This is a genomic window from Streptomyces sp. NPDC001933, from assembly GCF_042890955.1.
Classification (GTDB): Bacteria; Actinomycetota; Actinomycetes; order Streptomycetales; family Streptomycetaceae; genus Streptomyces.
The window spans coordinates 393793-417120 of sequence record NZ_JBIASS010000005.1; the positions used below are offsets into that span (position 1 = coordinate 393793).

Consider the following 23328-nt stretch of genomic DNA (forward strand, 5'->3'; position numbering starts at 1 on the left):
TCACCCGACGCGGGTGTCGGCGGTGATCAGGGTGCGTTCCATCGGGTCGAGCGAGACGCCGTGGACGCGGCTGTCGTCGTAGCCCTGGACGAAGCGTTCGTGGAGCAGCGGTACGAGGGCGTCGGTGCCGAGGATGCCGGCCTCGGCGTTCATCTCGGCGCGGTGGCGGGCTTCGGTGCCGGCGAGTCCGGCGGCCTTGTCCACGGCGGCGTCGACGCGCTCGTCGCAGAGCTGGGAGATGTTGAAGCTGCCGTCGCAGGTGAAGTCGGACGCGAGGTAGGAGACCGGGTCCGCGGTGTCCAGGAGGGTGTTGCGGGCCTGGATGAACGCGTCGTACTTGCCCGCCAGGGCGTCGGCCTCCAGCTGGGCGTAGTCGCGTACGACCTGCTTGACGGTGAAGCCGCGCGCGGTGAGCTGCTGCTGGACGACTGTGGCGACCTCGGGCAGCTCGGGCCGGTTGGTGTACGTGGCGAGGACGATCTGCTTCGTCTTCGCCACCTCGGCCTTGCCTGCGGCCTTCGCCCGGTTCGTGGGGGCGGTTCGGTCGGCGGCGGCCCAGGGCACGCCGGGACCGAGGAGGCCCTTCGCGGTGTCGGCGCGGCCTTCGTAGACGGCCTCGACCAGGGCCTTGGAGTCGATGGCCTCGCGGGCGGCGGCGCGCATCGCCGGGTCGGCGAAGACCCCGTGGCGGGTGTTGAGGGAGAGGCCGTTGGTGCGGGCGGAGGGGAATTCGTGGACGAGCCCGTCGCCGAGGAGGGATGCCTGCGAGATGGGGACGTACTCGGCGACGTCGACGGCCTCGGTGCGCAGGGCGTTGGCGCGTGCGGTGCCGTCGGCGACGAACTTCACGTCGACGCCGGGGGCCTTGGCCCTGGCGCCCCAGTAGCTGTCGTTGCGCTGGAGGGTCGCGCTGACCGCGCCGTTGACCTCGGTCAGGGTGAAGGGGCCGGTGGCGTGCCCGGCGGGGTTCACCTTGCCGTCCTTGTACGCGCCCTCGGACAGGATCGTGAGCGACGGGTTGGCCAGCCGCTGGGGCAGCAGCGGGTCGGGGGTCCGGGTGGATATCCGTACGGTCCTGGCGTCCGGCGTGGTGACGTCGAGGCGGGTGTCGCTGAGGACCCGGGGCCTGGGGGACGCCTCCTCGGCGGCGCGCAGCGAGCGCGCGACGGCGGGCGACTCCAGCTTCCGGCCGTCCTGGAAGACGGCGTCGCGCAGGGTGAAGCTCCACGTGCGGTCGTTGTCGCGCTTCCAGGAGGTGGCGAGCGCGGGCTTGGCGTCGCCGTTCCTGTCGAGCGTGGTGAGGCCCTCGATCACGGAGAGGCGGCTGAGGGTGACGGCGTCGTCGCCGTAGGGGGACATGGCCTGGGCGGGCGGGAAGGCCATGGCGACCCGGAGCCGCTGCCCGTCCGCCGAGGAGCCGGAGCCGTCGGAGCCGCCGGAGGACGAGCAGGCGGTGGCGAGCGGGACGAGGAGGGCGGCCGCGGAGAGCGTCAGCGGCAGCGCGGGGCGACGGCGTCGGGAAGTGGGCATGACAGTGACCTTATATGAAAACGATTGTCATTTACCGGGCAGGGGTGGCGGGCACCGGCATCGGCAGTTCGAAGTGGACGATGCCCTGGCCGCCGCCCGGCAGCGCGCGCTCGTCGCACACCTCGTCCGCCAGCGACCGCCAGAACGGCTCGGCGCCGGGCACGGCCGGGTCGGTGTGCAGGTAGATCGCCTCGTAGCCGCCGGCCGCCGCGACGAAGTCGCACAGCTCGCGCACCAGCCGCCGGGCCAGGCCGTGCCTGCGGTGGCCGGGCGCGACGTAGATCCGGCAGAGCTGGGCGGTGGTGCCGGACGGGAAGCGGTCCGCGACCCACTGCGGATTGGGCGGCGCCTGGGGCCCCCGGTCGCGCACCGCGCCGGTAGCGACGATCTCGCCGTCGCGCTCGACGACCAGCAGGGTGCAGCGGTCCGGGCGCAGGTAGGCGGCCTCGGGGTCGATGATGTCGGCGTGCCAGCGCGGTACGTAACCGGACTTCAGGTCGCGGTAGACGGTGTCGAGCATCACGGCCCGCGCACCGCCGAGATCGGCGGGGGTGGCGGTGCGCAGTACGTACCCGTCGGCTCCGGCCCGTACCGGCGCCACCGTCGTCGTGCTCATCCGCGAGCCCACCGTCCTCGTACGACACATCGCTTGCCGCCCCAGCGTACGTGCAAGCGATGTGCAACAAGGCCGGGGCCCCGGAGGTCCCGGCAGGTCAGGGCCGTACGGGCTCAGCCGGTGCGGTAGACCAGCGCGGTCGCGATCCCGGCGATTCCCTCGCCCCGGCCGGTGAAGCCGAGCCCGTCGGAGGTGGCCGCGGAGAGCGAGACGGGCGCCCCGACGGCGGCCGACAGCACCTTCTGTGCCTCGTCGCGCCGCTTGCCGATCTTCGGCCGTACGCCGACGACCTGGACGGCGACATTGCCGATCTCGAAACCCCCGGCCCGCACGATCCTGGCCGCCTCGGTCAGCAGGGTCACCCCGGCGGCGCCGGACCACTCGGGCCGCCCGGTGCCGAAGTGCTGCCCGAGGTCTCCGAGCCCGGCGGCCGAGAAGAGCGCGTTGCACGCGGCGTGCGCGACGACATCGGCGTCGGAGTGCCCGGCCAGCCCCGGCCCCTCGCCCTCCCAGAGCAGCCCCGCGCACCACAGCTCGCGGCCCTCCTCGAAGGCGTGGATGTCGGTGCCGATCCCGACCTGCGGGATCACGGGCCCGGTCCGTTCCGCGGAGTCCACCGCAGCTCCCTCACGCCTCATCGTTTCCTCAGAAGCCATCGTTCGCCCTCCTGCGTGCGAGTACCGCCTCGGCCAGCACCAGATCCAGCGGCCGGGTCACCTTGAACGCCTCCTCGTGCCCGGGTACGACCACCACGGGCGCCCCGAGCTGCTCCACCATGCCCGCGTCGTCCGTCGCGCCCTCGCCGCTGACGGCGACGGCCCCGTGCGCCCGCACGAGCGTGTCGCGGTCGAAGCCCTGCGGGGTCTGCACGGCACGCAGCCTGGCCCGCACGGGCGTCCCGAGCACCGGCTCCGGCTCCCCCGGCGCCCCGGGCTCGACCTCCTTGACGGTGTCGGCCAGCGGCAGCGCGGGGACGACGGCGGGCGCCCCGTCCCGTACCGCCTCGATCACCGCGTCCACCGTGTCGACGGGCACCAGCGGGCGCGCCGCGTCGTGGACGAGGACGACAGAGATGTCCTCGGGCAGCGCGTCGACGCCGAGCCGCACCGAATCCTGGCGGGTGTCGCCGCCGGGCACCACGAGGTAGTCGGTGCGCTCGGGCAGGGCGTGCTCGTCGAGCAGGTTCTTGACCTCGTGGGCGCCGTCCGGCGGCGCGACGACCACGACCAGGGAGACGGCACGGGACGCCGCCATGGCCCGTACCGCGTGGATGAGCATGGGTGTACCGCCCAGCGCGCGGAGCGCCTTGGGGGCGCCCGGACCGAGCCGTACGCCGCGGCCGGCTGCGGGAATCACGGCGGCCGTGCGGTACGGACGCGATTGATCAGACATCGATTGCACTCCGGAGCTTCGGCATGTTTGTTTCCACAGCCGACGTGGGTATGGCCACAAGCGAGCCGGGCGCCGTGCCCTGACTCGACGGGGCCCTTTCCGTGACACCCGGTCGAAGTCGGACAAGCCGCACCGGCGCTCGGGATCGGCTGCGCAAGATCGCGAGCAACGTATCGGGGGTATCACCGATGAAGCCAACGCATCGGTGCGTCGGGACGTAATCCGGACAGGCTGCGCCAGAAATTCGGCCACACCGCGGCCGTATCCAGCCATGCCATGGCTGAAACCGGACATGCCGCGGCGCCCGACGACATACCGTGAATACGGTTGTCAGCGGGCACCGCGGCACATTGATTACGACCGGCGCGAGCCGGTTCAGGACGCGAGAACCTCGTCGAGCAGAGCCTCGGCCTTGTCTTCGTTCGTGTTCTCCGCGAGAGCGAGCTCGCTCACCAGAATCTGGCGAGCCTTGGCGAGCATGCGCTTCTCACCTGCGGAGAGTCCACGCTCGCGCTCACGACGCCACAGGTCGCGAACCACTTCGGCGACCTTGATGACATCGCCGGAGGCGAGCTTCTCGAGATTTGCCTTGTAGCGCCGGGACCAGTTCGTCGGCTCTTCTGCGTACGGCGCGCGAAGCACCTCGAAGACCCGGTCCAGCCCCTCCTGCCCGACTACGTCGCGCACACCCACGAACTCCGCATTGTCCGCCGGCACACGAACCGTCAAGTCGCCCTGGGCGACCTTGAGCACCAAGTAGGTCTTGTCCACGCCTTTGATCTGGCGAGTTTCGATAGCCTCGATCAGCGCGGCCCCGTGATGGGGATAGACCACGGTGTCGCCAACCTTGAACGTCATGTGACAGGTACCCCTTCCGTGGCTATCAAGAGTAACACGAGAACTGCTTCTCCTGAATGGCGTTTTCGCAGGTCAGGGCATATCTCGGGGCTTGACAACAGCGACACGCACGTGCTGCGGAAGGCTCACCGGGGGTGGAATTCGCAGGTCGGAGCCGTTGTGCGGGCGGGACGAAACGCACACGTCGCACGCATCCGAACCACCCTCCGAAGGTGATGAACGTCCCGTTTTGCCGGGTTCCGGATGGTGAACTTTCCGTACTCCGTTCGGGGATCGATCACCCGTACGGATGTAAGTGGCGTTGATCAATGGAATTGATCAACGGTGCGGCGTGATCGGTTATGCGCACGGAATGCGCCACACTCCATGAATTGATCACCGGCGATATGTGAACGGCATGTGGCGGGCCGTTTCGGCGGCTGCCGGGCCCGCAAACCTTTGCCGGAAGCGGGCCGCCGAACGGTATGACCGCGGGAAGTGCCCGCGAGCGCCGGGGCGACCGAGATCGTCCTCAGGGGCGGGTCGGGTGCGGGGCCGGGCGGGCGGCTCGGTAGCCTAAGGCCGCTGACACACCCTTAGGGCGGCTTTACGTCGCTCCCCACCCGTCCGCAGTCCGAACGTTCAAGGAGTTGCCGCCGCCGTGAGCCGCAGCCTTCGACACGGCGCTCTCGCCGCCACAGCCATCGTGTTCTCGATCGCCTCGCTCGCCGCGTGCGGCGCGGGCAATGACGCCGCGACGCTCAAGGTCAGGCCGGACACTGCTGCCACCACCATCGGTGACATCAGCATCCAGAACGCGAACGTCGTCACCCAGCCCGAGCTCACTGCCCAGGGCCCGGCCGTCGTCGCCGCGACGCTGTTCAACAACGGCACGAAGCCGCAGACCCTGGAAGCCATCACGCTGCCGGGTTCGAGCACCTCGGTCCAGCTGCACGCCGCCAAGGGCGCCGGCCCGGTCGTCGTCCCGGCCGGCGGCTCGGTGCTCCTGGGCGGCGAGGGCAACGCCTCCGCCGTCATCGAGGACGGCAGCGAGGCCGCCCAGGCGGGCAACGTGCAGCAGGTCGTCTTCAAGTTCAGCTCGGCGGGCGAGGTCCCGCTCGGCGCGTTCGTCGTGCCGGCGAAGAGCTACTTCACGGGCTACGGACCGAGCACGCTGCCCGAGACCCCGGAGAAGTCGGCGGAGGCCACGCCGACCGGTTCCGCCACGGCCCCCGCCGCCGGGTCGGAGGGCGACAGCGCCTCGGAGCCGGAGAACGGCGCGGACACGCAGACCGACTGACCTGCGACCGCCGGCCGACCGGCCCGCCGGCCCGCCGGCCACGTAACGACAGCGCCGCGCGGACACCCGCGAACGGAACGGCGGAGGGCGCCTCCCATCCGGGGGGCGCCCTCCGCCGTCGGCACATCAGGCGGTCTACGGCTCGAACTTGTACCCCAGGCCGCGCACCGTCACCAGGAAGCGCGGTGCGCCCGGGTCGGGCTCGATCTTGGCGCGCAGGCGCTTGACATGGACGTCGAGGGTCTTGGTGTCACCCACGTAGTCCGCGCCCCACACCCGGTCGATCAGCTGCATGCGGGTCAGCACCCGGCCCGCGTTGCGCAGCAGCATCTCCAGCAGGTCGAACTCCTTGAGCGGGAGGTCGACCTTGCCGCCGGCGACGGTGACGACGTGACGGTCCACGTCCATCCGCACCGGGCCCGCCTCCAGGGCGGCCGGGGTGACCTCCTCCGGCTCGCCGCGGCGGCGCAGCACCGCGCGGATGCGGGCGACCAGCTCCCGCGAGGAGAACGGCTTGGTCACGTAGTCGTCGGCTCCTATTTCCAGGCCGACCACCTTGTCGATCTCGCTGTCTTTCGCCGTGACCATGATCACGGGGACATTGGACCTGCTGCGCAGCTGACGGCAGACCTCCGTGCCGGGCAGGCCCGGCAGCATCAGGTCGAGCAGGACGAGGTCGGCGCCGTTGCGCTCGAACTCGTCAAGCCCGTCCGGGCCCGTGGCCGCGATGGCGACCTCGAAGCCTTCCTTGCGGAGCATGTAGGACAGGGCGTCGCTGAAGGATTCCTCATCCTCGACGACGAGCACTCGGGTCACGGAAGGACCTCCGGGGCAGGGAATGGTTCAAGGGTGTCGGGGTGGGCGGGTCCATGGGGGCCGCCCTCGTCGCCGTTGACGACGGGCGTTCCGCCCGAGCTGCGGTCCCGTTCCCGTACGGAGCCCGCTTCGGGCAGCCGCAGGGTGAAGGTGGAGCCCTGGCCCTCCGAGCTCCAGACCGTGACCTCCCCGCCGTGCGAGGCGGCCACGTGCTTGACGATGGCGAGGCCGAGGCCGGTGCCACCGGTGGCCCGTGAGCGGGCCGGGTCGACGCGGTAGAAGCGCTCGAAGACCCGCTCGCGGTCCTTCTCCGAGATGCCGATGCCCTGATCGGTCACGGCTATCTCGATCTGGTCCCCGCCGGGCACGGACAGTCGCCTGGCGGCGATGCCCACTCGGGTGCGGGCGGGACTGTAGTTGACGGCGTTCTCGACGAGATTGCCGAGCGCCGCGGCGAGCTGGCCGCGGTTGCCCCAGATACGGAGCTCCGCGGTACCGCCCGCCGCCATGGTGATCTGCTTGGAGCCGGCCTGCTGGCGGCAGCGGTCGATGGCCTCGGCCACCAGCTCGTCCACCCGGACCGGTTCGGCGTCCTCCAGCGGGTCGTCGTTCTGCACCCGCGAGAGGTCGATGATCTCCTGGACGAGGTTGGTCAGCCGGGTCGCCTCGATCTGCATCCGGCCCGCGAAGCGTTCCACCGCCTCCGGGTCGTCGGAGGCGTCCATCACGGCCTCGGAGAGCAGCGAGAGCGCGCCGACCGGGGTCTTGAGTTCATGGCTGACGTTGGCGACGAAGTCGCGCCGTACCGCCTCTATCCGGCGGGCCTCGGTGAGGTCCTCGACCAGCAGGAGCACCAGCCGGGAACCGAGCGGCGCGACGCGGGCGGAGACCGCGAGGGCCTCGCCGCGGCCCGTACCGCGCCGCGGAAGGTCCAGTTCCACCTGCCGTATCTCGCCGTCGCGGCGGGTGTCCCTGGCCATGTTCAGCATCGCGTCGACGGCGAGCCGCCCGCCCCTGACCAGTCCCAGCGCATAGGCGGCGGAGCTGGCCTTGACCACGCTGTCGCTCTCGTCGAGCACGACCGCCGAGGAGCTGAGCACGGACAGGACAGTGTCCACCCCGGGCGGCAGAGGTGCGTTGCTGTCGGGCCGCATGGAGGTCCGCGTCGGCTTCTTCTGGTCGCGCTCGCTCCAGCGGAACGCAAGCATGGCGATCACGCCGGTACACGCACCGCCGATCGCCGCAGCTGCGGCGACTGCCGCGTTCACGTCCATACGTCAAGGTTATGCGGGTGTCGGAGCACTCTCCCAGCCATCCGAGTGCCTGTCCGAACACTCGTCGCCCAGAGTTCACCGAGGGGCAAGGGTTGGTTCACTTGGGCGGCCGGAAGCCGACGCGTACGCCACTCAGGGTGGCAGCGTGGGGTTCGAACCGTGCCCCGGCCTTACACAGAGGACTGGAGAGGGACTTCCATGCGTGACGCGTACCACGAGGAACTCGACTCGATCGGAGAAGGGCTGGTCGAGATGGCCCGCCTCGTCGGGTCGGCGATCGGCCGGGCGACGACGTCCATGCTCGATGCCGATCTCAAGCTCGCGGAGAGCGTGATCGCCGCGGACCAGAAGGTCGACGACCTTCAGCACGACCTGGAGGCGCGGGCCATCGCCCTGCTCGCGCGGCAGCAGCCCGTGGCGACGGACCTGCGCATCGTGGTCACCTCTCTGCGGATGAGCGCCGACCTGGAGCGCTCCGGCGACCTCGCCCAGCACGTCGCCAAGCTGGCCCGGCTGCGGTTCCCGCACTCGGCGGTCCCGAACGACCTGCACGCCACCATCCTGGAGATGGGGCAGCTGGCGCAGCGCCTGATGGCCAAGGCCGCCGAGGTGATCATCACCAAGGACGTCGACCTCGCGCTCCAGCTGGAGCAGGACGACGACGAGATGGACCTGCTGCACCGCACGCTGTTCCAGCACCTGATGGACGACCGCTGGAAGCACGGCATCGAGACGGCCGTGGACGTGACGTTGCTCGGCCGCTACTACGAGCGCTTCGCGGACCACGCGGTGTCGGTCGCCAAGCGGGTCGTGTACCTGGTGACGGGCGAGCACGCCGACGAGATCCAGCAGCAGACGCCGGTGGAGGGCGCGTGACCGAGGTGGCCGACCGGAGCGCGTGACCGGGACGCCCGACCGGAGCGCGCAGCCTGGGCGCGTACGGGCGTGCGCGGGCGCATCGGGTCGCACAAATGTTTCTGCGTGTGTGCGCCGTTGATGCGCCCGCCGGGTTGGGCATGCAATGGGGTGGGGCGGCACGCCTTGTCCGTACGCCCCGGTCGTACGCGCTTCTTCGCGCCGTACGGCCCTGTCGTACGCATTGAGGAGGAACCATGGCCGATTCCCCCACGACCGACCCTCGGCAGGAGGCACCCGCCGAAGTGGTGCACCTGACCCTGCTCGGCGCCTGCGGCTGCGGCTCGGGCTGCGGCTGCGGCTGCCAGTCCGGAGCCCCGTGCCAGTGCGGTGGCTGCAGCGGCTGACCTGCTGCCACGCGATGCCGAGTACGCCCCGCGCGGAGACGGAACGCTCCGCGCGGGGCGCCGCGGTGCACGGACACGGCGACGGGGGGTGGCTCAGGTCGGGCCGGGTTCCGCGCGGCGTGAAACCGCCTCAGCCCGTCCGCTCCACGGCGGGCTCGGCCTTCGTACCCGCCGAGGAGCCCCCGCCGCTCCCCGCCACCCGCCTGCCGCCCTCGGGCGCCGGGGCCGCCCCTTCCGCCCCCGGCAGGTTCCGCATCAGCAGCCAGTAGCCCAGCGCGGCCCCGGTCCCCAGGACCGCGCACGCGCCCCACAGCCACTGCGCCCCGAAGCGGTCGATCACCAGGCCCGACATCAGCGGCGCGATCAGCGCGGCCGCGGACCACGACATCGTGTACATGCCCTGGTAGCGGCCCCGGCCCCGGGCCGGCGACAGCCGGACGACCAGGCTGCTCTGGATCGGCGAGTTGACGATCTCGGCGACCGTCCAGACGCAGATGGTCAGCGCGTAGACGGCGACCGACCCGGCGAACGCGGTCAGCCCGAATCCGTACCCCGCCAGCAGCGACGACACGACGAGCAGCCGGCGCGGGTCGCGGTGCTGGATGAAGCGGGTGACGGGGATCTGGAGCACCACGATCAGCACCCCGTTGACGGCGACCGCGGTACCGAAGTCGGAGCTGGAGAACCCGTCCGTCCCCATGGCCACCGGCAGCCCCACGTACCCCTGCTGGAAGATCAGCGCGATGACGAAGGACAGCCCGACGACGCTCATGAACCGGCCGTCGCGCAGCACGGTGGAGAGCCGGACCTCGTCCGCACCGTCGTCGACCGGGAGCCCGGCCACCACCGGCTTGTCCGGCCGCGACTCCGGCACCTTCAGGAAGACGACGACGGCGCAGAACAACGTCATCGCGGCCTCGCCGAGGAACCCCGCGAGATAGCTGTACTCGGCGACGAACCCGGCCCCGGCCGACGAGACGGCGAAGCCCAGGTTGATGGCCCAGTAATTGAGCGAGAAGGCCCGCACCCGGTCCTCGGGCCGGACGATGTCGGCCATCATCGCCTGCACTGCGGGCCGCGACGCGTTGCTGGCCATGCCGACGAAGAAGGCGACCGCCGCGATCGCCACCGGGTGGACCATGAACCCGAGCACGGCCACGGACACGGCCGTCGAGGTCTGCGCGATGAGCATCGTGGGCCGGCGGCCGAGCCGGTCGGTCATCACCCCCGCCCCGAGCGAGGAGACCACCCCGCCGAGCCCGTGCAGCGCGGCGACCAGCCCGGCGTACGACGCCGAGTAGCCCCGGTCCAGGGTCAGGTACAGCGCCATGAACGTGGCGACGAACGCTCCGAGCCGGTTGACCAGCGTGCTCGTCCACAGCCACCAGAACTGCCTGGGGAGGCCGGACACGGATTCGTGTGCGGCCCGTCTGAGACCGGCGACAGACATGCGGCATCCCCCCAGGGACGTACGGAACGGACACCGCCGGTAAGAGTCCCGACGACTGTCCGAACATTACGAATCCCGGATTCCGGTACGCCAGTCAATTGACGCCGACCGTCAATCGTCCCGCCCCGCCTACCATCCGCTCCCCCTGTCCGCCCTGTGACCGGCCGCGCGGGGCTCGTACGGGTTCGATTACGCTCGGGCCCATGGCCGACGCACCGTACAAGCTGATCCTCCTCCGCCACGGCGAGAGCGAATGGAACGCGAAGAACCTGTTCACCGGCTGGGTGGACGTCAATCTCACGGAGAAGGGCGAGAAGGAGGCAGTCCGCGGCGGTGAGCTGCTCAAGGACGCCGGTCTGCTCCCCGATGTCCTGCACACCTCCCTCCAGAAGCGCGCCATCCGCACCGCGCAGCTCGCGCTGGAGTCCGCGGACCGCCACTGGATCCCGGTCCACCGCTCCTGGCGGCTGAACGAGCGCCACTACGGCGCCCTGCAGGGCAAGGACAAGGCCCAGACGCTCGCCGAGTTCGGCGAGGAGCAGTTCATGCTCTGGCGCCGCTCCTACGACACCCCGCCGCCCGCCCTCGAGGACGGCACCGAGTTCTCGCAGAGCGACGACCCGCGCTACGCGACGATCCCGCCGGAGCTGCGCCCGCGCACCGAGTGCCTCAAGGACGTCGTCACCCGCATGCTGCCGTACTGGTACGACGACATCGTGCCGGACCTGCTCGACGGCCGGACCGTCCTGGTCGCCGCCCACGGCAACAGCCTCCGGGCCCTGGTCAAGCACCTCGACGGCATCTCCGACGCCGACATCGCGGGCCTGAACATCCCGACCGGCATCCCGCTCGTCTACGAGCTGGACGCCGACTTCCGCCCCCTGAAGCCGGGCGGCACGTACCTCGACCCGGACGCGGCGAAGGCCGCCATCGAGGCCGTGAAGAACCAGGGCAAGAAGAAGTAAGCAGAGCTGAAGTAGCCCCCCACCTGCGGGTTTTCCGCGCGGTGGGGGGCTTTTGGGTGCGCTGGGCCGTCTGTGGGCCGTGGGAGGGAAGGACGAGCCCCGTGGGTGGACCAGTGCCGAGAGGTGGCAGGTCTGGCTTGCGGGAGGGGGCCTACTGGTAGCCATCGCTACCGGCGTGATGCAGTTCGCCCGATGAGCGAGTCACGCGCGAGAACGGTCGGGATCGGGTGCTGCACATGCAGCGAGCGCCTTGATGTCTCTCCGGCGGCCGGCAGCACCGACGCATGGAAGTGCCGCATCGCGTGCATGCCGTTCTCGCATGACTCGACGTGCGGAGAGCCGGCCTCAGGGATCGGGATGACTCCGGCCGAGGGCCAGATCCGGTTTCCGCGCCGCCTCGTTCAGCGAGGTGCACCAGACGTGACCACCGCGCGGTGCCGCCCCGGCACTCCGCCAAGTCCTTCCGATATCAACGCGGTGCCAAGCCAACAGTGCACGGAAACGCCGCCAGGGCCGGCGCATCTCGGTGCCGGCCCCGGTGGTGTGTTGATGCTCGAAGGCTCAGAGCGCTGTCGCGCCTCCGAGGCTTCCGCTGCTGATAGCTCCTCGTAGGACGTGCGCGATCTCCTCGGGCTTGAGGTCGATGCCGTCGAGCCCCTCCTCGGTCAGCGGGATCTCCTCCAGCGCGTATTCGCCTCGGCCTTCGGCGCTGAACTCGGGACCGGTGCGGTCGTCGAAGGACCAGGTTTCGATGCGGGCGAGGTAGAAGAGCTGGCGCTCGTCGTCGGACTCCATCGTGTGGAGGAGGCGAATGATGTCGGCCTTCCCCGCAATCTCCTCGTGGATCTCCCGGTGGAGGGCGGCCTCCCGGGACTCGTCGCCGGGTTCGACGCCGCCGCCAGGCAGGACCCAGTACTTGGGGATGCCGGGCCTGGTGCGGCGGATGACCAGCATCGTGTCGTCAGCCGTGACGAGGACGGCGCGGACTCGTTCGATCATTTCGGTTTGTCTCCTTGCTTGTTGGCGGTCTCAGTGCAGCAGCCAGCCGCCGTCGACGTGGACGGACTGCCCCGTGATGAACGAGGCGGAGGGACCCACCAGGAACGCGACCAGGGCCGCGACGTCCTCGGGCCGGCCACGGCGCGGGACGCATTGGCGCCCGATCCGGTCCTCCGGCCGCGCACGGTGGCGGGCGGGGATGGTGTTCTCGGCCTCGACCTGGATGGCCCCGGGCATGACCGTGTTGACGCAGATCCCGTACGGGCCCAGTTCGCGGGCGAGAGAGCGGGTCAAGCCCAGCAGTCCGGCCTTCGCGGTGCTGTACGCGACGAGGTTCGTCCGGCCGACGCGGGCGTTGACGCTGCCGATGTTCACGATGCGGCCCCAGCGGCGTTCGACCATGCTGGGGGTGAACGCGTGGCAGGTGCGGTAGTGGGCAGTGAGGTTGACGTCGAGGGAGTAGTTCCAGGCGGTCTCGTCGGTGTCCTGCCAGGCGACGTGGGGGTAGGAGCCGGCATTGTTCACCAGAATGTCGGCGGGTCCGATCTCTGCGCGGACGAGGTCGGCCATGGTCTGGACGGCACCCAGATCGGTCAGGTCGGCGTTCAGCGCGATCCCGGGGCTGCCCGCGCGCTCGAAGGCAGCGAGGAGGGCGTGGGCGTCGGGGTCTTGACCGAGGTGGTTGACCGCGACGGTCGCTCCGGCGGCGGCAAGCGCCCGCCCGATCTCAGCACCGATGCCGGTGGCCCCGCCGGTGACAAGGGCGTTGCGGCCCTGGAGCGGCCGGGTCCGGAGAGGGGTCTCAAGCAGAGGAAGGGACATTGCTGCTCCGTTCACCAGGACGGGGGGCCGGTGCGGTGGCGAAGAAGGCGTCGAGCGTCGTGCGCGGGTCCTGGCTCTCGGCGAGCTTGATCAGTACGAGCAGGAGGTCGTGTCCGGTCAGCCGGGAGGCCGGGATGACTCCGCGGATGCGCAGGGCGAGCAAGGCACGGATCTCCTCCAGGCCGCTGCCGGTCTCCCCACGAAGACCGTCCAGGGCACGGGTGATGGCCGCACTGCGGCCGGGGCCGGTGTTCCAGGAGTACCGGACGTCGATGTGCCGACTGTTCTGGTGCAGTTCCAGGTGCTCAATGCGCGGACGGGCCAGGGGCGGCAGGGCGCGACGAAGGGTGCGGGCGTACACGTCGGACTGGTAGCGGGGGACGAGCCAGCCGCCCAGGGCCATCAGGTACCAGAGCAGGTTGGCGGCCTCGCCCTCGACGGTGTTGCGGCCGGCGAACTCGAAGTCGAGCCAGCACAGCGGGTCTGCGATGTTCGGTTCGGTGGGATCGCCTTGCGTCAGACCGGCGAGCCGGCGGTGGTCGGGAGCAAGGACGCGGCGGAGGCTGTCGATGGTGTCGGCAACGTTCAACGTCAGCTGCCTGCCGTTGGCGATGAGGATGAAGTCGGCCAGCTCCTGGAGGGTGAGGGTCGTATCGGTGTGGGGCAGAGCGATCGGCAGGTCGCGGCGCAGGTACCAGCAGTCCAGCCGGCCACCGGGACGGATGCGGTCGAGGTAGAGGTCCGGGACGCACTCGGCAAGCGGCACGCCCTCCCCCGTCTCCTCGGCCGCCGCCCGCAGGTCGGCACAGACACCGTCCACGAGGCGGTCCAAGCGGGGCTGCACGGCCGGATCGCGGTCGGCGAGGGCGATCACGTCGCCCATGAGCAGCGCGCACCGGCCGGTGGCGAAGACGTCCTCGTAGGCGAGGAGCTGCCTGCCTGGTAGCGCGATCGCCGCCGTACGCGAGCCATCGTCCTCGCCGACCTCGGCGGCGTCCGGTTACGGCAAGGCGACATCGACGGAGCCATGGCCACCTGGCGCGACTTCCTCGACTGCGCCGACGGCATCCGCTCGGTGAAGGTCCAGGCCGCTCTCCAGGACATGCGCGTACGCCTCCGCCGTCACAGCGATTTTCCCGAGGCTCAGGAATTGCGTGAGCGGGCGGCACGCGCCGGAGGCTGACTCTCTCCCAGCGTCGTCGCTCTCAGCGGTTGCGCCCCTTCGGCCATGCCTCCCAGGCCGCTCGATGACGGTCACCGACGCCCAAATCAACAGCCAGTGCCTGACGCACCGCGAACGCCGGACGCACCCCCTCCCCCGCACCCGCCCTGTTCGTCGGGGCTGTCGCAGAGGCCGCCGGGTTCGGCCATGAGTTCCGGGTCCCGCATACCCGGCAGGGCGTATCCCTCCGTCTCGTCCCACGGGACGTCGACGTCGTCGGTGTGGACGTGCCACTGCGCATCCCCGACCGCACGGCGCAACTCGGTGACGGAGTCGAGCACATGGACGATGACCGGCAGCCACCGGTCGGGGTCGATCGGCAGTTTCGTGGACCCGGTGACGATCTGGCCGTCGACGTCGTACAGATACAGGCTCTCCTCGTCGTCGTACGGGAACGACTGAGCGCGCGCGGCGACCACACGCTCGACGGCTGCCGACTCGGCGCCCGTCAGCGGCTGTGCCCGGCGGGCGCTGTAGTAGATGGAAACGCTCATGGTCCGAGCGTAGGGACGGGGTGTGACAACACCGCCCCCGTCGTATCCCCCAGCGCCTTCTCCAACCGCCCCGCGAGGCCGTCCCAGGGGCGGCATTCGACCACCGGCAGTCCGTGCCGGGAGGCCTGCCGGGCGAGCCAGTGCGAGTACGCGGCGCTGACCTGCGCCCGGTGCCGCTGTTCGCCGCTGCCGGGTTCCCTGGCCGCGTAGTTGGCGAGGATCTGTTCCGGGTCCTGTTCGTGCAGGAACACCGCCCGCACCCGGCGGCCGGCCGCCCGTCCCTCACGGATCGCCTCCGCCGCGGCGGCCGGGGTGAGGTAGTCGCCCTCGATCACGGCGGGGACGTCGACGGTCAGGCGGTTGCGGACCACGCCGAGCACCGCGGGTTCGAGGGCCCTGGCGGTGGCGATCTGGAGGTCCAGTACCTGGTCGACGGTGAGGCGCGCCGTGTCGGGGACGGAGTCGAAGTGGTGGAGTGCGGGGTGGTGTTCGGGCGTCGTCATGGCCTCGACGGCGCTGACCACGTCGTCGAACTCGACCAAGAACCCCTTCGACTCCGCCGATACACCGGCCAATTGGGCCGCCACCCGGCTCTTGCCGACGCCCGAAGCCCCACCGATCAGCAATATGTCCCATGTTGTCGCTGTCACGGGGCGAACGTATCGCGTGGGTTCCGTGTCCGCCGTCGGCGTCGGCGCTACCGTGACCCCGAGCACCGGCCCGCGCAAGGACGGAACCGACCGAACAGGCCGTGCGGAGGAAGCAAGGAGAGAGGGGAGAGCAACCATGGGCGAGCCCCTGAAAACCTTCGTCGGCGGTGCCGAGGTCGACGTGCCCAACAGCATTCCGGCCATCCGCGCCACGCTGCCCGAGGAGAGACGCGCGGAGTTCGACCGCGCCATCAACGAGGCGGGTGTGCACGAGATCCAGGCCGTGATGCGGCACTGGATGCTGGAGGCCGTACCCGATCCGGAGGCCGAGCGGATCCTGGACCGGCTGGCGCAGGACGAGGCCGAGAGGCGGAGCGTCGCTTGAGCTACCGCATCTCCTACGCACCGCCCGCCGACGACTCCCTGGCCAAGATGCGCGACGGGGAGACCTTCCGCGCCGAGATGGCACGCACCCTGGGCCTCGACCCGTACGGACACGGGTCGTCGGCCGTCAAGAGCGAGCGCGACCGCCGCGAGGCGACGGTCGCCGGGGCGATCGTGCTCTATTACGTCTCCGGGACCGTCCTGATCGTCACCGTGGTGAGGCTCGTCCCGCTGCCCTGAACCGATGGCGGCCCGACTCCTAGGAACCGGCCGGGACTTCGACGATCCGGCCGTCCTTGTCCACGCTGTGGGTCCGCCAGTACACGTCCCACTTGTCGTCCACGTGCTCGGGGACCTTGCCCTTCGGGTACCGGACGTACCCCTTCGGCGGATCCTCGTCGTCGGGCACGCAGGCCGATCCGGTGCCCCCGATCGTCATGACCGGGTACTCGCCGCCGCCGCAGATCGCGTCCTGCATCGAGCAGCCCGTGGTCAGCGCCGCCACGGTAGCGGCGGCCAGGGCGAGCCCGGCTGCTGAGCGGCTCAGGCGGCGCCCGCTCCTCGCGGACGCCACCCGGCCGAATCTGCTGATCCCGTACATGTTCGCTCCTCGTTGCCGGACTGGTACTACCAGCCTGCCCGGGGCGCGAAACACAGATCATGAGTACGAATACTCACGCGTGGGGCAGCACGTACTCGTCCGCCCCGGGCCGCTACGCCAGCTTCGCGGCCTGCGCCTCGACCACCGCGGTCGGCAGCTCGAAGTCCTCGACCTCACCGGCGAGCACGGCCATGTTCATCGAGGAGAACGAGGCGAACGAGGCGCCCTGGCGCATGGCCACGAGCTTGAGCTCGGCCTTCTCCCCGTCCTGTTCCAGCTGCACGGTCCAGGCCGCCGCCTCCTCGCCGCCCTTGACCTGCTCCTCGGTGATCTTGGTGACCTTCTGCTTCTCACCGGCCGCCGTGAACCCGAAGCCGCCGGCGCACTCCGTGGCAGCGGTGCGCAGCGCGGCCACCGACTCCTGCGCGCCCTTGCCGTCGTACGAGCCGAGAGCCAGCTGCGTCGTCGTGATGTCGAACGCCGCCTTGAACGCATCCTCGGCGTCCCCGCCGTCCTGCTTCGCCAGGTCGCCCTTCTTCGGCTTGCTGACGACCGTGCGCTTGGTGAACGCGGCCGGTTCGCCGACCTGCGCGCCCATCAGCGCGTTGGTGAGCGGGGCGCAGACCTCCTTATCGGTCTTGATGTCGTCGACGGAGATCGTGTCCTTGGCCGCGGCCTTGGAGATCTCGTGCTCCTTGACGTCGCCCTGGGCCAGCGCGGCCTTCTCCAGCTCGGCGGCGCTCAGCGCCTTGACCGCGGGCGCGGCGGACGCGGACTCCTTGGCCTTGGCGTCCGCCCCCTTGTCGCCGGAACCGGAGTCCGAGCCGCCGCATGCGGTGGCGAACAGGGCCAGGGACACCGCGGTGGCGGCAACAGCGGTACGGCGTATGGCGGTGGAACGCATGGTCCAGTCCGTCTCTATGAGCAGGGTGTTCGGTTTTGCTCACTCTATGAGCGAAAAATGGTTTGATGATCAATCAAGTCGGGCACGGGATCTGATCGTGACGGCGCTGTGATCATCCTGTGAATGCGTCGTCCCACGAGGCGAGTTCACACCGGAACCGGAATCCGACACAGAGGTGCGATCAACCCATGCAGGCTGAGGGAACAACCCATACCGTCCTCCGCTCCGTCGGCCTGACGGAGGACCGGATCGCCGCGTGCGAACCGCTCGCCGGAGGAACGTTCAACACGGTCTCCCGGGTGACGCTCACGGACGGCAGCGACTGGGTGGTGAAGATACCGCCACCCGCGACACCCGGAACGCTGATGGGCTACGAGCGCGATCTGCTGGTCAACGAGGCCACGTTCCACGCCTTGGCGGACGGCTCGGCTCCGGTCCCCCGCGTCCTGCACAGCGAGCTCGACCCGGCCGCCCCCACCGGCCCGTACGTGATCATGTCAGCCTGTCCGGGCCGCCCCTGGAGCGAGTTCGCTCCCGGCTCGCTGTCCACTGCGGAGGAGCGCCGGCTCCGCGGTGACCTCGGGCGGATCGTCGCCCGGCTGCACGAGGTCACCCGCCCGGACGGATTCGGGTATCCCTCCCTGGCCCTGGGCCCGTTGGCCCCGACCTGGCGACAGGCGTTCACCACGATGACCGACGCCGTCCTCGCCGACGCGGACACCTACCGGGCCCGGCTGCCGCGTCCGACGTCCGCGATCCGTGCCCTGCTCGCCGCCGCGTCGCCGGTGCTCGACGACGTCGCACGGCCCGCCCTGGTCCACTTCGACCTGTGGCAGGGCAACCTCCTCGTCGACGGCGGGCCGGGGGCGCGGAGCATCGGCGGGATCGTGGACGGCGAGCGGATGTTCTGGGGCGACCCGGTCGCCGACTTCGTATCGCTCGCCCTGTTCGAGGACATGGAGAAGGACGAGGACTTCCTCGCCGGCTACGCGGAGGGCAGCGGGCGGCCGGTGGTGTTCGACGCGTCGGTGCGGCTGCGGCTCGCGCTCTACCGCTGCTATCTCTACCTGATCATGCTGGTGGAGACCGTTCCGCGCCGCGCTCCCCGGGCGGACCTGGACTGGGCGTGGACGCATGTCGCCCCGCAGCTCGAATCGGCCCTGGCGGACGTGGAGTCGGCGCTGCGGACCGGGGACTGAGCGAGCCACGGCGCCACCCCCCTTTGCCCGAGTCGTTCCTCAGCCGTCCAGGGCCCGCTGCGCCTCGTACGGATTGGGCGGCCACAGCGCCTCCGGGGTGCCGTACGCCTCCAGCCGGGTGTGCAGGTCGCCGGTGAAGCCGGGGACGTCGATCTGGTCGAACTCCTTCACCTCGCTGATGCCGACCGTCGCGCTGTACGGGGCGAGTCCGTCGATCCGCATCAGGCCCGCCCGGCCGTTGGTGACCCGGATGTTCCAGTGCGTGAAGCGGGCGCCGAAGAGAGGCCCGGCACTCGCTTCAGGCGTGTGCGGTGGGGATCTTCAGGCGGAGCAGGCCAGTTGGAGCCGGGGGCCGGAGCCCGGCCCCCGGGTCATCCGGCCGGGCGCTGGGTCAGATGAGTGAACGCGTCCAGGTTCCGCGTCGATTCGCCGCGCGACACCCGCCACTCGTACTCCTTGCGGATCGCGCTCGCGAAACCCAGCTCCAGCAGGGTGTTGAAGGAACCGTCGGCCGCTTCGAGGACCGTGCCGAGCAGCCGGTCCAGCTCCTGTGGGGTGACCACGGAGAGCGGCAGCTTGCCGACCAGATAGATGTCGCCGAGCCCGTCGATCGCGTAACTCACGCCGAAGAGGCGGAGGTTGCGCTCCAGCAGCCAGCGGTGGACCGCGGCGTCGTTCTCGTCCGGGTGGCGGACGACGAAGGCGTTGAGGGAGAGCGAGTGCCTGCCCACCCGCAGCGAGCAGGTGGTGGACAGCTTGCGCGTACCGGGCAGCTTGACCACGTAATCGCCCGGCACGGGGCTCTCCCATTCGAGCCCGGCGTCCTTCAGCGTCGCCTCGATGACCTGCGCGGCCCGCGCCGTAGCCGCTTCGGCCGGTGCCGTCGCCGCTCGGGCCGGTTCCGCTCCATCGGGTGCGTCGTCGGGTGCGTCAGCCATGGTGCGAGCGTACGCGACGGCGGTGTTCGTGCATCGCGGCCGTGTAGACGTCGGCCGTCGCGGACGCGGCGGTGTCCCAGCCGAAGCCCTGGGCGTGCGCGGCGGCCGCGGCGCCCATCCGGGCGACCAGTTCCGGCGCTTCGGCGAACCGGGCCAGCGCCTGCGCGTACGCCTGCGGGTCGTGCCCGGGTATCAGGAAGCCGCTGACCCCGTCCCGTACCGCCACCGGGAGACCGCCCACGGCCGCCGCGACGACGGGGGTGCCCGCCGCCTGCGCCTCTATGGCGACCAGGCCGAAGGACTCGCTGTGCGAGGGCATGACCAGCACGGAGGCGGCCCGGAACCAGTCGGCGAGCTGCTCCTGGCCGACCGGCGGCTGGAACCGTACGACATCGGCGATGCCCAGCCGCGCCGCCAGCTTCTGCAGCCCCTCCGGCTTGGCGAGGCCGCTGCCGCTCGGGCCGCCGACGACCGGTACGACCATCCGGGAGCGCAGCGTGGGATCGCGGTCCAGCAGGACGGCGACCGCCCGCAACAGCACGTCCGGGGCCTTCAGCGGCTGGATGCGCCCCGCGAAGAGCGGGATCAGGGCGTCCCTGGGCAGCCCGAGGCGCGCCCGTGCCGCGGCCCGCCCGTCGGCGGGGCTGAAGCGGTCCAGGTTGACCCCGGGATGGACGACGGCGACGGACCCGGGATCGGCGTCGTAGAAGCGGACCAGCTCGTCCGCCTCCTCGGTGGTGTTGGCGATCAGCCGGTCGGCGGCGCTGACGATCTGGGTCTCACCGATGACGCGGGCCGCCGGCTCGGGGGTGTCGCCCTCCGCGAGCGCCGCGTTCTTGACCTTCGCCATGGTGTGCATGGCGTGGACGAGCGGGACGCCCCAGCGCTGGGCGGCGAGCCAGCCGACATGGCCGGAGAGCCAGTAGTGGGAGTGGACGAGGTCGTAGTAGCCGGGGCGCTGACCGGCCCACGCCTGCATCACGCCGTGCGTGAAGGCGCAGAGCTGGGCGGGCAGCTCCTCCTTGGCCAGCCCCTCGTACGGTCCGGCGTCGACGTGCCGGACCAGGACGCCGGGGGCCAGTTCGACCACCGGGGGCAGCCCGCCGGTGGTGGACCGGGTGAAGATCTCGACCTCGACGCCGATCTCGGCGAGCCGCCTGGCCAGCTCCACGATGTAGACGTTCATGCCGCCCGCGTCGCCGGTGCCCGGCTGGTGCAGCGGCGAGGTGTGCACGGAGAGCATCGCGATGCGGCGGGGTTTGCGGTGGCCGCCGGGGAACGCGGCGGGGAACCTGAGGCGCGGCGCGACCCGGCTGCTGCCGAGCCGGGAGACGTACTGGCTCACGTCGTCCGGTCCTCCTCACTCAGGGCATGGCGGCTGAGGGACCCGAGCCCCTGCGAACGGCTGCAACAGCGGAATCTCTCCTTTCATTTCCGCTTTACCAAATCATTACGGTGCGTGCGTCGCACCCGGGGCGCGTGCACCGGCGCGCGCCACCCGCCCGCCGGACCGCCACCGGACCGACCCCCGCGCCGCCTGCCGCCCCCCGCGAGATCGTTACGCTCGCTTCATGCGCCCCATCGGCACCGCGACCCGCGGGACCACCAACCCGAACCGGCTCCGCCGCATGGACCGCTGGATCGCCGCCACCCACGGCCCGGCCCTGCGCCGCGCCGCCCACCCCGTCGCCGTCGACCTCGGGTACGGCGCCGCGCCCTGGACCGCCGTCGAACTGCTGCACCGGCTGCGCACCGCCGAGCCGCGCACGGCCGTGGTCGGCGTCGAGATCGATCCGGAGCGGGTCGCGGCGGCGAAGCCGTACGAACGCGAGGGCCTGACCTTCCTGCACGGCGGCTTCGAGATCCCGCTCCCCGAGCGCCCCGACCTGATCCGGGCGGCGAACGTGCTGCGCCAGTACGACGAGGGCGAGGTCGCCGCGGTCTGGCGCCGGCTGTGCGCCCGTCTCGCGCCGGACGGGCTCCTGGTGGAGGGCACCTGCGACGAGATCGGGCGCCGGCACGTGTGGGTGGCGCTCGGCCCGGAGGGGCCGCGCACGGTCACGTTCGCGACCCGGCTCGCCTCCCTGGACCGCCCCTCCGACCTGGCGGAGCGCCTGCCCAAGGCCCTGATCCACCGCAATGTGCCGGGCGAACCGGTCCACGCGTTCCTGCGGGACTTCGACCGGGCGTGGGCCGCGGCGGCCCCGTACGCCTCGCTGGGTGCCCGGCAGCGCTGGATCACGGCGGTGCGGTCGCTGTCCGGCGACTGGCCGCTGGCCGACGGGGTACGGCGGTGGCGCCAGGGCGAAGTCACGGTGAAATGGGCCGCCCTGCAGCCCAACCCATGACCCGACTCCCGCTGAACGGACGCGGCGGGGCCGGATCCGGGGAGGCGGACGGGAACGCGGACGGGGCATCGTTCGTCCAGAGAGAGGGGAGAGCGACCGTCAGGACTGCGACCGTGCGCCTCTGTTGCTTTTCGGTACGGCATGGCACGATCTCGACATCGGCGAAAAGTTACTGACGGTAAATCAGATTCATTCGGGGGGATCTCGTGAACCGACGTCACTGTGCCTCAGCCGCGATCACTCTGGTCTGCGCGCTGTCCGTGCTCATCACGCCGGTCCAGGCCTTCGCCAAGCCCGTGCCACCGTCCTCCTCCGATTCCGGCTCCGATTCCGGTTCCGGGGCGCCGAAGAAGAGCCTCGAAGAGGTGCGCAAGGAGATCGACGCCCTCTACCGCAAGGCGGGGGCGGCCACCGACGCGTACAACCTCGCCGAGGAGAAGGCCGAGAAGCAGTCCGGCGAGATCGTGAAGCTGGCCCGCGCCATAGTGGTGGGCCAGTCGAAGATCGCCGAGCTCAAGAGCCAGGCGGGCGCCCAGGCCCGCGAGCAGTACCGCACCGGAGGGCTGCCGCCCGGCGCCCAGTTCATGCTCAGCGACGACCCGCAGCTGTTCCTGGACGGGGTGAGCCGGGTCAGGGAGGGCCAGCAGGCCGCCCAGGGCGTGCTCGGCGAACTGACCAGGACCCAGCAGGACCTGGAGACGTACACCAAGGACGCGAGCACCAACTGGAAGAAGCTCGAAGCCAACCGGGTCAAGCAGGCCAAGGCCAAGAAGAAGATCAACGCGCAGATCGCCGCGGCGAAGAAGCTGGAGTCACAGCTCAAGAAGGAGGAGCGGGCCCGCCTGCTCAAGCTGGAGCAGGAGGCCGAGTACAAGCAGCAGACGGCCTGGCTCAGCTCCGGCGCCCTCAAGGAAATCAACCGCGAGGCGAGCGCGCGCGGCAAGAAGGCGGTGGCCTTCGCGACCGACCAGATCGGCAAGCCGTACGTCTGGGGCGCCGAGGGCCCCAAGTCGTACGACTGCTCGGGGCTCACGTCCCAGGCCTGGCTGGCGGCGGGCCGGCCGATCCCCCGCACCTCGCAGGAGCAGTGGCGGCTGCTGCCGCACATAGCGATCAAGGACATGCGCCCCGGCGACCTGATCATCTACCACAGTGACGCCAGTCACGTGGGCATGTACATCGGCGACGGCGCGATCGTCCACGCCCCCCGCCCCGGCCGCAACGTCACGCTGGCGGGCGCGGGCTCGATGCAGATACTCGGGGTCGTACGCCCGGACAAGTAGGCGCTCACCCCTCCGCGCGGCAGCTGCCCGGCAACCACGCGG

Annotated in this window: 27 protein-coding genes and 1 pseudogene; 10 read left to right on the forward strand and 18 right to left on the reverse strand. The window is 70.8% G+C overall.

The genetic code is table 11. From position 1 onward, the window contains the following. The 5 genes from ACFYY7_RS15620 to ACFYY7_RS15640 all read right to left on the reverse strand — a co-directional run bounded on the left by ACFYY7_RS15620 (nucleotide 1) and on the right by ACFYY7_RS15640 (nucleotide 4396). The gene (locus tag ACFYY7_RS15620) at nucleotides 1-1530 is read right to left on the reverse strand and encodes an ABC transporter substrate-binding protein (RefSeq protein ID WP_388661795.1); all 1530 of its coding nucleotides are present in this window, start codon (nucleotides 1528-1530) and stop codon (nucleotides 1-3) included. Between the two features lie 31 nt (nucleotides 1531-1561). Further along, the gene (locus ACFYY7_RS15625) at nucleotides 1562-2146 is read right to left on the reverse strand and encodes a GNAT family N-acetyltransferase (RefSeq protein WP_388661797.1); all 585 of its coding nucleotides are present in this window, start codon (nucleotides 2144-2146) and stop codon (nucleotides 1562-1564) included. 113 nt (nucleotides 2147-2259) lie between these two features. After that, a complete protein-coding gene (gene ispF / locus ACFYY7_RS15630) occupies nucleotides 2260-2784 on the reverse strand; it encodes a 2-C-methyl-D-erythritol 2,4-cyclodiphosphate synthase (RefSeq protein ID WP_358941247.1) in 525 nt (174 codons plus the stop codon). Nucleotides 2785-2791: 7 nt separating this feature from the next. Continuing rightward, nucleotides 2792-3538: a 2-C-methyl-D-erythritol 4-phosphate cytidylyltransferase gene (gene ispD / locus ACFYY7_RS15635; RefSeq protein ID WP_388661799.1), complete on the reverse strand. Its 747-nt coding sequence runs from the start codon at nucleotides 3536-3538 to the stop codon at nucleotides 2792-2794. Nucleotides 3539-3913: 375 nt separating this feature from the next. Then, a complete protein-coding gene (locus ACFYY7_RS15640) occupies nucleotides 3914-4396 on the reverse strand; it encodes a CarD family transcriptional regulator (RefSeq protein WP_006380568.1) in 483 nt (160 codons plus the stop codon). Between the two features lie 640 nt (nucleotides 4397-5036). Here ACFYY7_RS15640 and ACFYY7_RS15645 point away from each other — a divergent pair. Continuing rightward, complete coding sequence (locus ACFYY7_RS15645) at nucleotides 5037-5675, forward strand: DUF461 domain-containing protein (RefSeq protein ID WP_388661801.1); 639 nt, start codon at nucleotides 5037-5039, stop codon at nucleotides 5673-5675. Nucleotides 5676-5810: 135 nt separating this feature from the next. Here the strand turns inward: ACFYY7_RS15645 and ACFYY7_RS15650 are convergent, their stop codons facing one another. Together ACFYY7_RS15650 and ACFYY7_RS15655 are read right to left on the reverse strand one after the other, a co-directional pair. Next, nucleotides 5811-6491: a response regulator transcription factor gene (locus tag ACFYY7_RS15650; RefSeq protein ID WP_072487966.1), complete on the reverse strand. Its 681-nt coding sequence runs from the start codon at nucleotides 6489-6491 to the stop codon at nucleotides 5811-5813. Further along, on the reverse strand, nucleotides 6488-7765 hold the full coding sequence (locus ACFYY7_RS15655) for a cell wall metabolism sensor histidine kinase WalK (RefSeq protein ID WP_266730866.1): 1278 nt from the start codon (nucleotides 7763-7765) through the stop codon (nucleotides 6488-6490). Before ACFYY7_RS15655 ends, ACFYY7_RS15650 begins: the two co-directional genes overlap by 4 nt. A gap of 198 nt (nucleotides 7766-7963) precedes the next feature. Between ACFYY7_RS15655 and phoU the strand changes: the two genes are divergently transcribed. Then, on the forward strand, nucleotides 7964-8641 hold the full coding sequence (phoU, locus tag ACFYY7_RS15660) for a phosphate signaling complex protein PhoU (protein ID WP_351258455.1): 678 nt from the start codon (nucleotides 7964-7966) through the stop codon (nucleotides 8639-8641). A gap of 236 nt (nucleotides 8642-8877) precedes the next feature. Then, complete coding sequence (locus tag ACFYY7_RS15665) at nucleotides 8878-9027, forward strand: hypothetical protein (RefSeq protein ID WP_388661803.1); 150 nt, start codon at nucleotides 8878-8880, stop codon at nucleotides 9025-9027. Nucleotides 9028-9157: 130 nt separating this feature from the next. Here the strand turns inward: ACFYY7_RS15665 and ACFYY7_RS15670 are convergent, their stop codons facing one another. Next, nucleotides 9158-10477 (reverse strand): MDR family MFS transporter, encoded by a 1320-nt coding sequence (locus tag ACFYY7_RS15670; RefSeq protein WP_388661805.1) that lies wholly within the window; start codon nucleotides 10475-10477, stop codon nucleotides 9158-9160. Nucleotides 10478-10680: 203 nt separating this feature from the next. Between ACFYY7_RS15670 and ACFYY7_RS15675 the strand changes: the two genes are divergently transcribed. After that, the gene (locus ACFYY7_RS15675) at nucleotides 10681-11442 is read left to right on the forward strand and encodes a phosphoglyceromutase (protein ID WP_382930084.1); all 762 of its coding nucleotides are present in this window, start codon (nucleotides 10681-10683) and stop codon (nucleotides 11440-11442) included. Nucleotides 11443-12003: 561 nt separating this feature from the next. Here ACFYY7_RS15675 and ACFYY7_RS15680 read toward each other — a convergent pair. The 3 genes from ACFYY7_RS15680 to ACFYY7_RS15690 are packed head-to-tail and all read right to left on the reverse strand — an operon-like array spanning nucleotide 12004 to nucleotide 14146. After that, the gene (locus tag ACFYY7_RS15680) at nucleotides 12004-12441 is read right to left on the reverse strand and encodes an NUDIX domain-containing protein (RefSeq protein WP_388661807.1); all 438 of its coding nucleotides are present in this window, start codon (nucleotides 12439-12441) and stop codon (nucleotides 12004-12006) included. Between the two features lie 30 nt (nucleotides 12442-12471). After that, on the reverse strand, nucleotides 12472-13263 hold the full coding sequence (locus ACFYY7_RS15685) for an SDR family NAD(P)-dependent oxidoreductase (RefSeq protein ID WP_388661809.1): 792 nt from the start codon (nucleotides 13261-13263) through the stop codon (nucleotides 12472-12474). Continuing rightward, entirely contained in the window at nucleotides 13244-14146 is a 903-nt protein-coding gene (locus ACFYY7_RS15690; RefSeq protein ID WP_388661810.1) for a hypothetical protein, read from the reverse strand. The genes ACFYY7_RS15685 and ACFYY7_RS15690 overlap by 20 nt, the downstream gene beginning before the upstream one ends. A gap of 144 nt (nucleotides 14147-14290) precedes the next feature. Between ACFYY7_RS15690 and ACFYY7_RS15695 the strand changes: the two genes are divergently transcribed. After that, entirely contained in the window at nucleotides 14291-14446 is a 156-nt protein-coding gene (locus tag ACFYY7_RS15695) for a hypothetical protein (protein ID WP_388661812.1), read from the forward strand. 86 nt (nucleotides 14447-14532) lie between these two features. Here ACFYY7_RS15695 and ACFYY7_RS15700 read toward each other — a convergent pair whose 3' ends face one another. After that, a complete protein-coding gene (locus tag ACFYY7_RS15700) occupies nucleotides 14533-14979 on the reverse strand; it encodes a hypothetical protein (protein ID WP_388661814.1) in 447 nt (148 codons plus the stop codon). After that, nucleotides 14976-15629 (reverse strand): AAA family ATPase, encoded by a 654-nt coding sequence (locus ACFYY7_RS15705; protein WP_388661816.1) that lies wholly within the window; start codon nucleotides 15627-15629, stop codon nucleotides 14976-14978. Before ACFYY7_RS15705 ends, ACFYY7_RS15700 begins: the two co-directional genes overlap by 4 nt. A gap of 136 nt (nucleotides 15630-15765) precedes the next feature. On the opposite strand from ACFYY7_RS15705, the gene ACFYY7_RS15710 reads away from it, so the two are divergent. Continuing rightward, nucleotides 15766-16014 carry a hypothetical protein gene (locus ACFYY7_RS15710; protein ID WP_093540260.1) on the forward strand — a complete coding sequence of 83 codons (249 nt, stop codon included), beginning with the start codon at nucleotides 15766-15768 and terminating at the stop codon, nucleotides 16012-16014. After that, nucleotides 16011-16253, forward strand: a complete 243-nt coding sequence (locus tag ACFYY7_RS15715; protein ID WP_189545666.1) for a hypothetical protein — start codon at nucleotides 16011-16013, stop codon at nucleotides 16251-16253. Before ACFYY7_RS15710 ends, ACFYY7_RS15715 begins: the two co-directional genes overlap by 4 nt. A 19-nt stretch (nucleotides 16254-16272) precedes the next feature. Here the strand turns inward: ACFYY7_RS15715 and ACFYY7_RS15720 are convergent, their stop codons facing one another. After that, nucleotides 16273-16614 (reverse strand): SCO0607 family lipoprotein, encoded by a 342-nt coding sequence (locus ACFYY7_RS15720; RefSeq protein ID WP_388661818.1) that lies wholly within the window; start codon nucleotides 16612-16614, stop codon nucleotides 16273-16275. A 112-nt stretch (nucleotides 16615-16726) separates the two neighbouring features. After that, complete coding sequence (locus tag ACFYY7_RS15725) at nucleotides 16727-17518, reverse strand: hypothetical protein (RefSeq protein WP_388661820.1); 792 nt, start codon at nucleotides 17516-17518, stop codon at nucleotides 16727-16729. A gap of 188 nt (nucleotides 17519-17706) precedes the next feature. On the opposite strand from ACFYY7_RS15725, the gene ACFYY7_RS15730 reads away from it, so the two are divergent. After that, nucleotides 17707-18717, forward strand: coding sequence for a phosphotransferase family protein (locus ACFYY7_RS15730; RefSeq protein ID WP_388661822.1), 1011 nt, complete (start codon nucleotides 17707-17709; stop codon nucleotides 18715-18717). A gap of 39 nt (nucleotides 18718-18756) precedes the next feature. On the opposite strand, the pseudogene ACFYY7_RS15735 reads toward ACFYY7_RS15730, so the two are convergent. The 3 genes and pseudogenes from ACFYY7_RS15735 to mshA form a co-directional block, all read right to left on the reverse strand. Beyond that, nucleotides 18757-19026, reverse strand: a pseudogene (locus ACFYY7_RS15735) (hypothetical protein); the annotation flags it as partial. 62 nt (nucleotides 19027-19088) lie between these two features. Continuing rightward, nucleotides 19089-19655 carry a YbjN domain-containing protein gene (locus ACFYY7_RS15740; RefSeq protein ID WP_388661824.1) on the reverse strand — a complete coding sequence of 189 codons (567 nt, stop codon included), beginning with the start codon at nucleotides 19653-19655 and terminating at the stop codon, nucleotides 19089-19091. After that, complete coding sequence (gene mshA, locus ACFYY7_RS15745; protein WP_388661826.1) at nucleotides 19648-21000, reverse strand: D-inositol-3-phosphate glycosyltransferase; 1353 nt, start codon at nucleotides 20998-21000, stop codon at nucleotides 19648-19650. Before mshA ends, ACFYY7_RS15740 begins: the two co-directional genes overlap by 8 nt. A gap of 226 nt (nucleotides 21001-21226) precedes the next feature. Between mshA and ACFYY7_RS15750 the strand changes: the two genes are divergently transcribed. Beyond that, nucleotides 21227-22003, forward strand: a complete 777-nt coding sequence (locus ACFYY7_RS15750) for a class I SAM-dependent methyltransferase (protein ID WP_388661828.1) — start codon at nucleotides 21227-21229, stop codon at nucleotides 22001-22003. Between the two features lie 206 nt (nucleotides 22004-22209). After that, complete coding sequence (locus ACFYY7_RS15755) at nucleotides 22210-23286, forward strand: C40 family peptidase (protein ID WP_388661830.1); 1077 nt, start codon at nucleotides 22210-22212, stop codon at nucleotides 23284-23286. Nucleotides 23287-23328 lie beyond the last annotated feature (42 nt).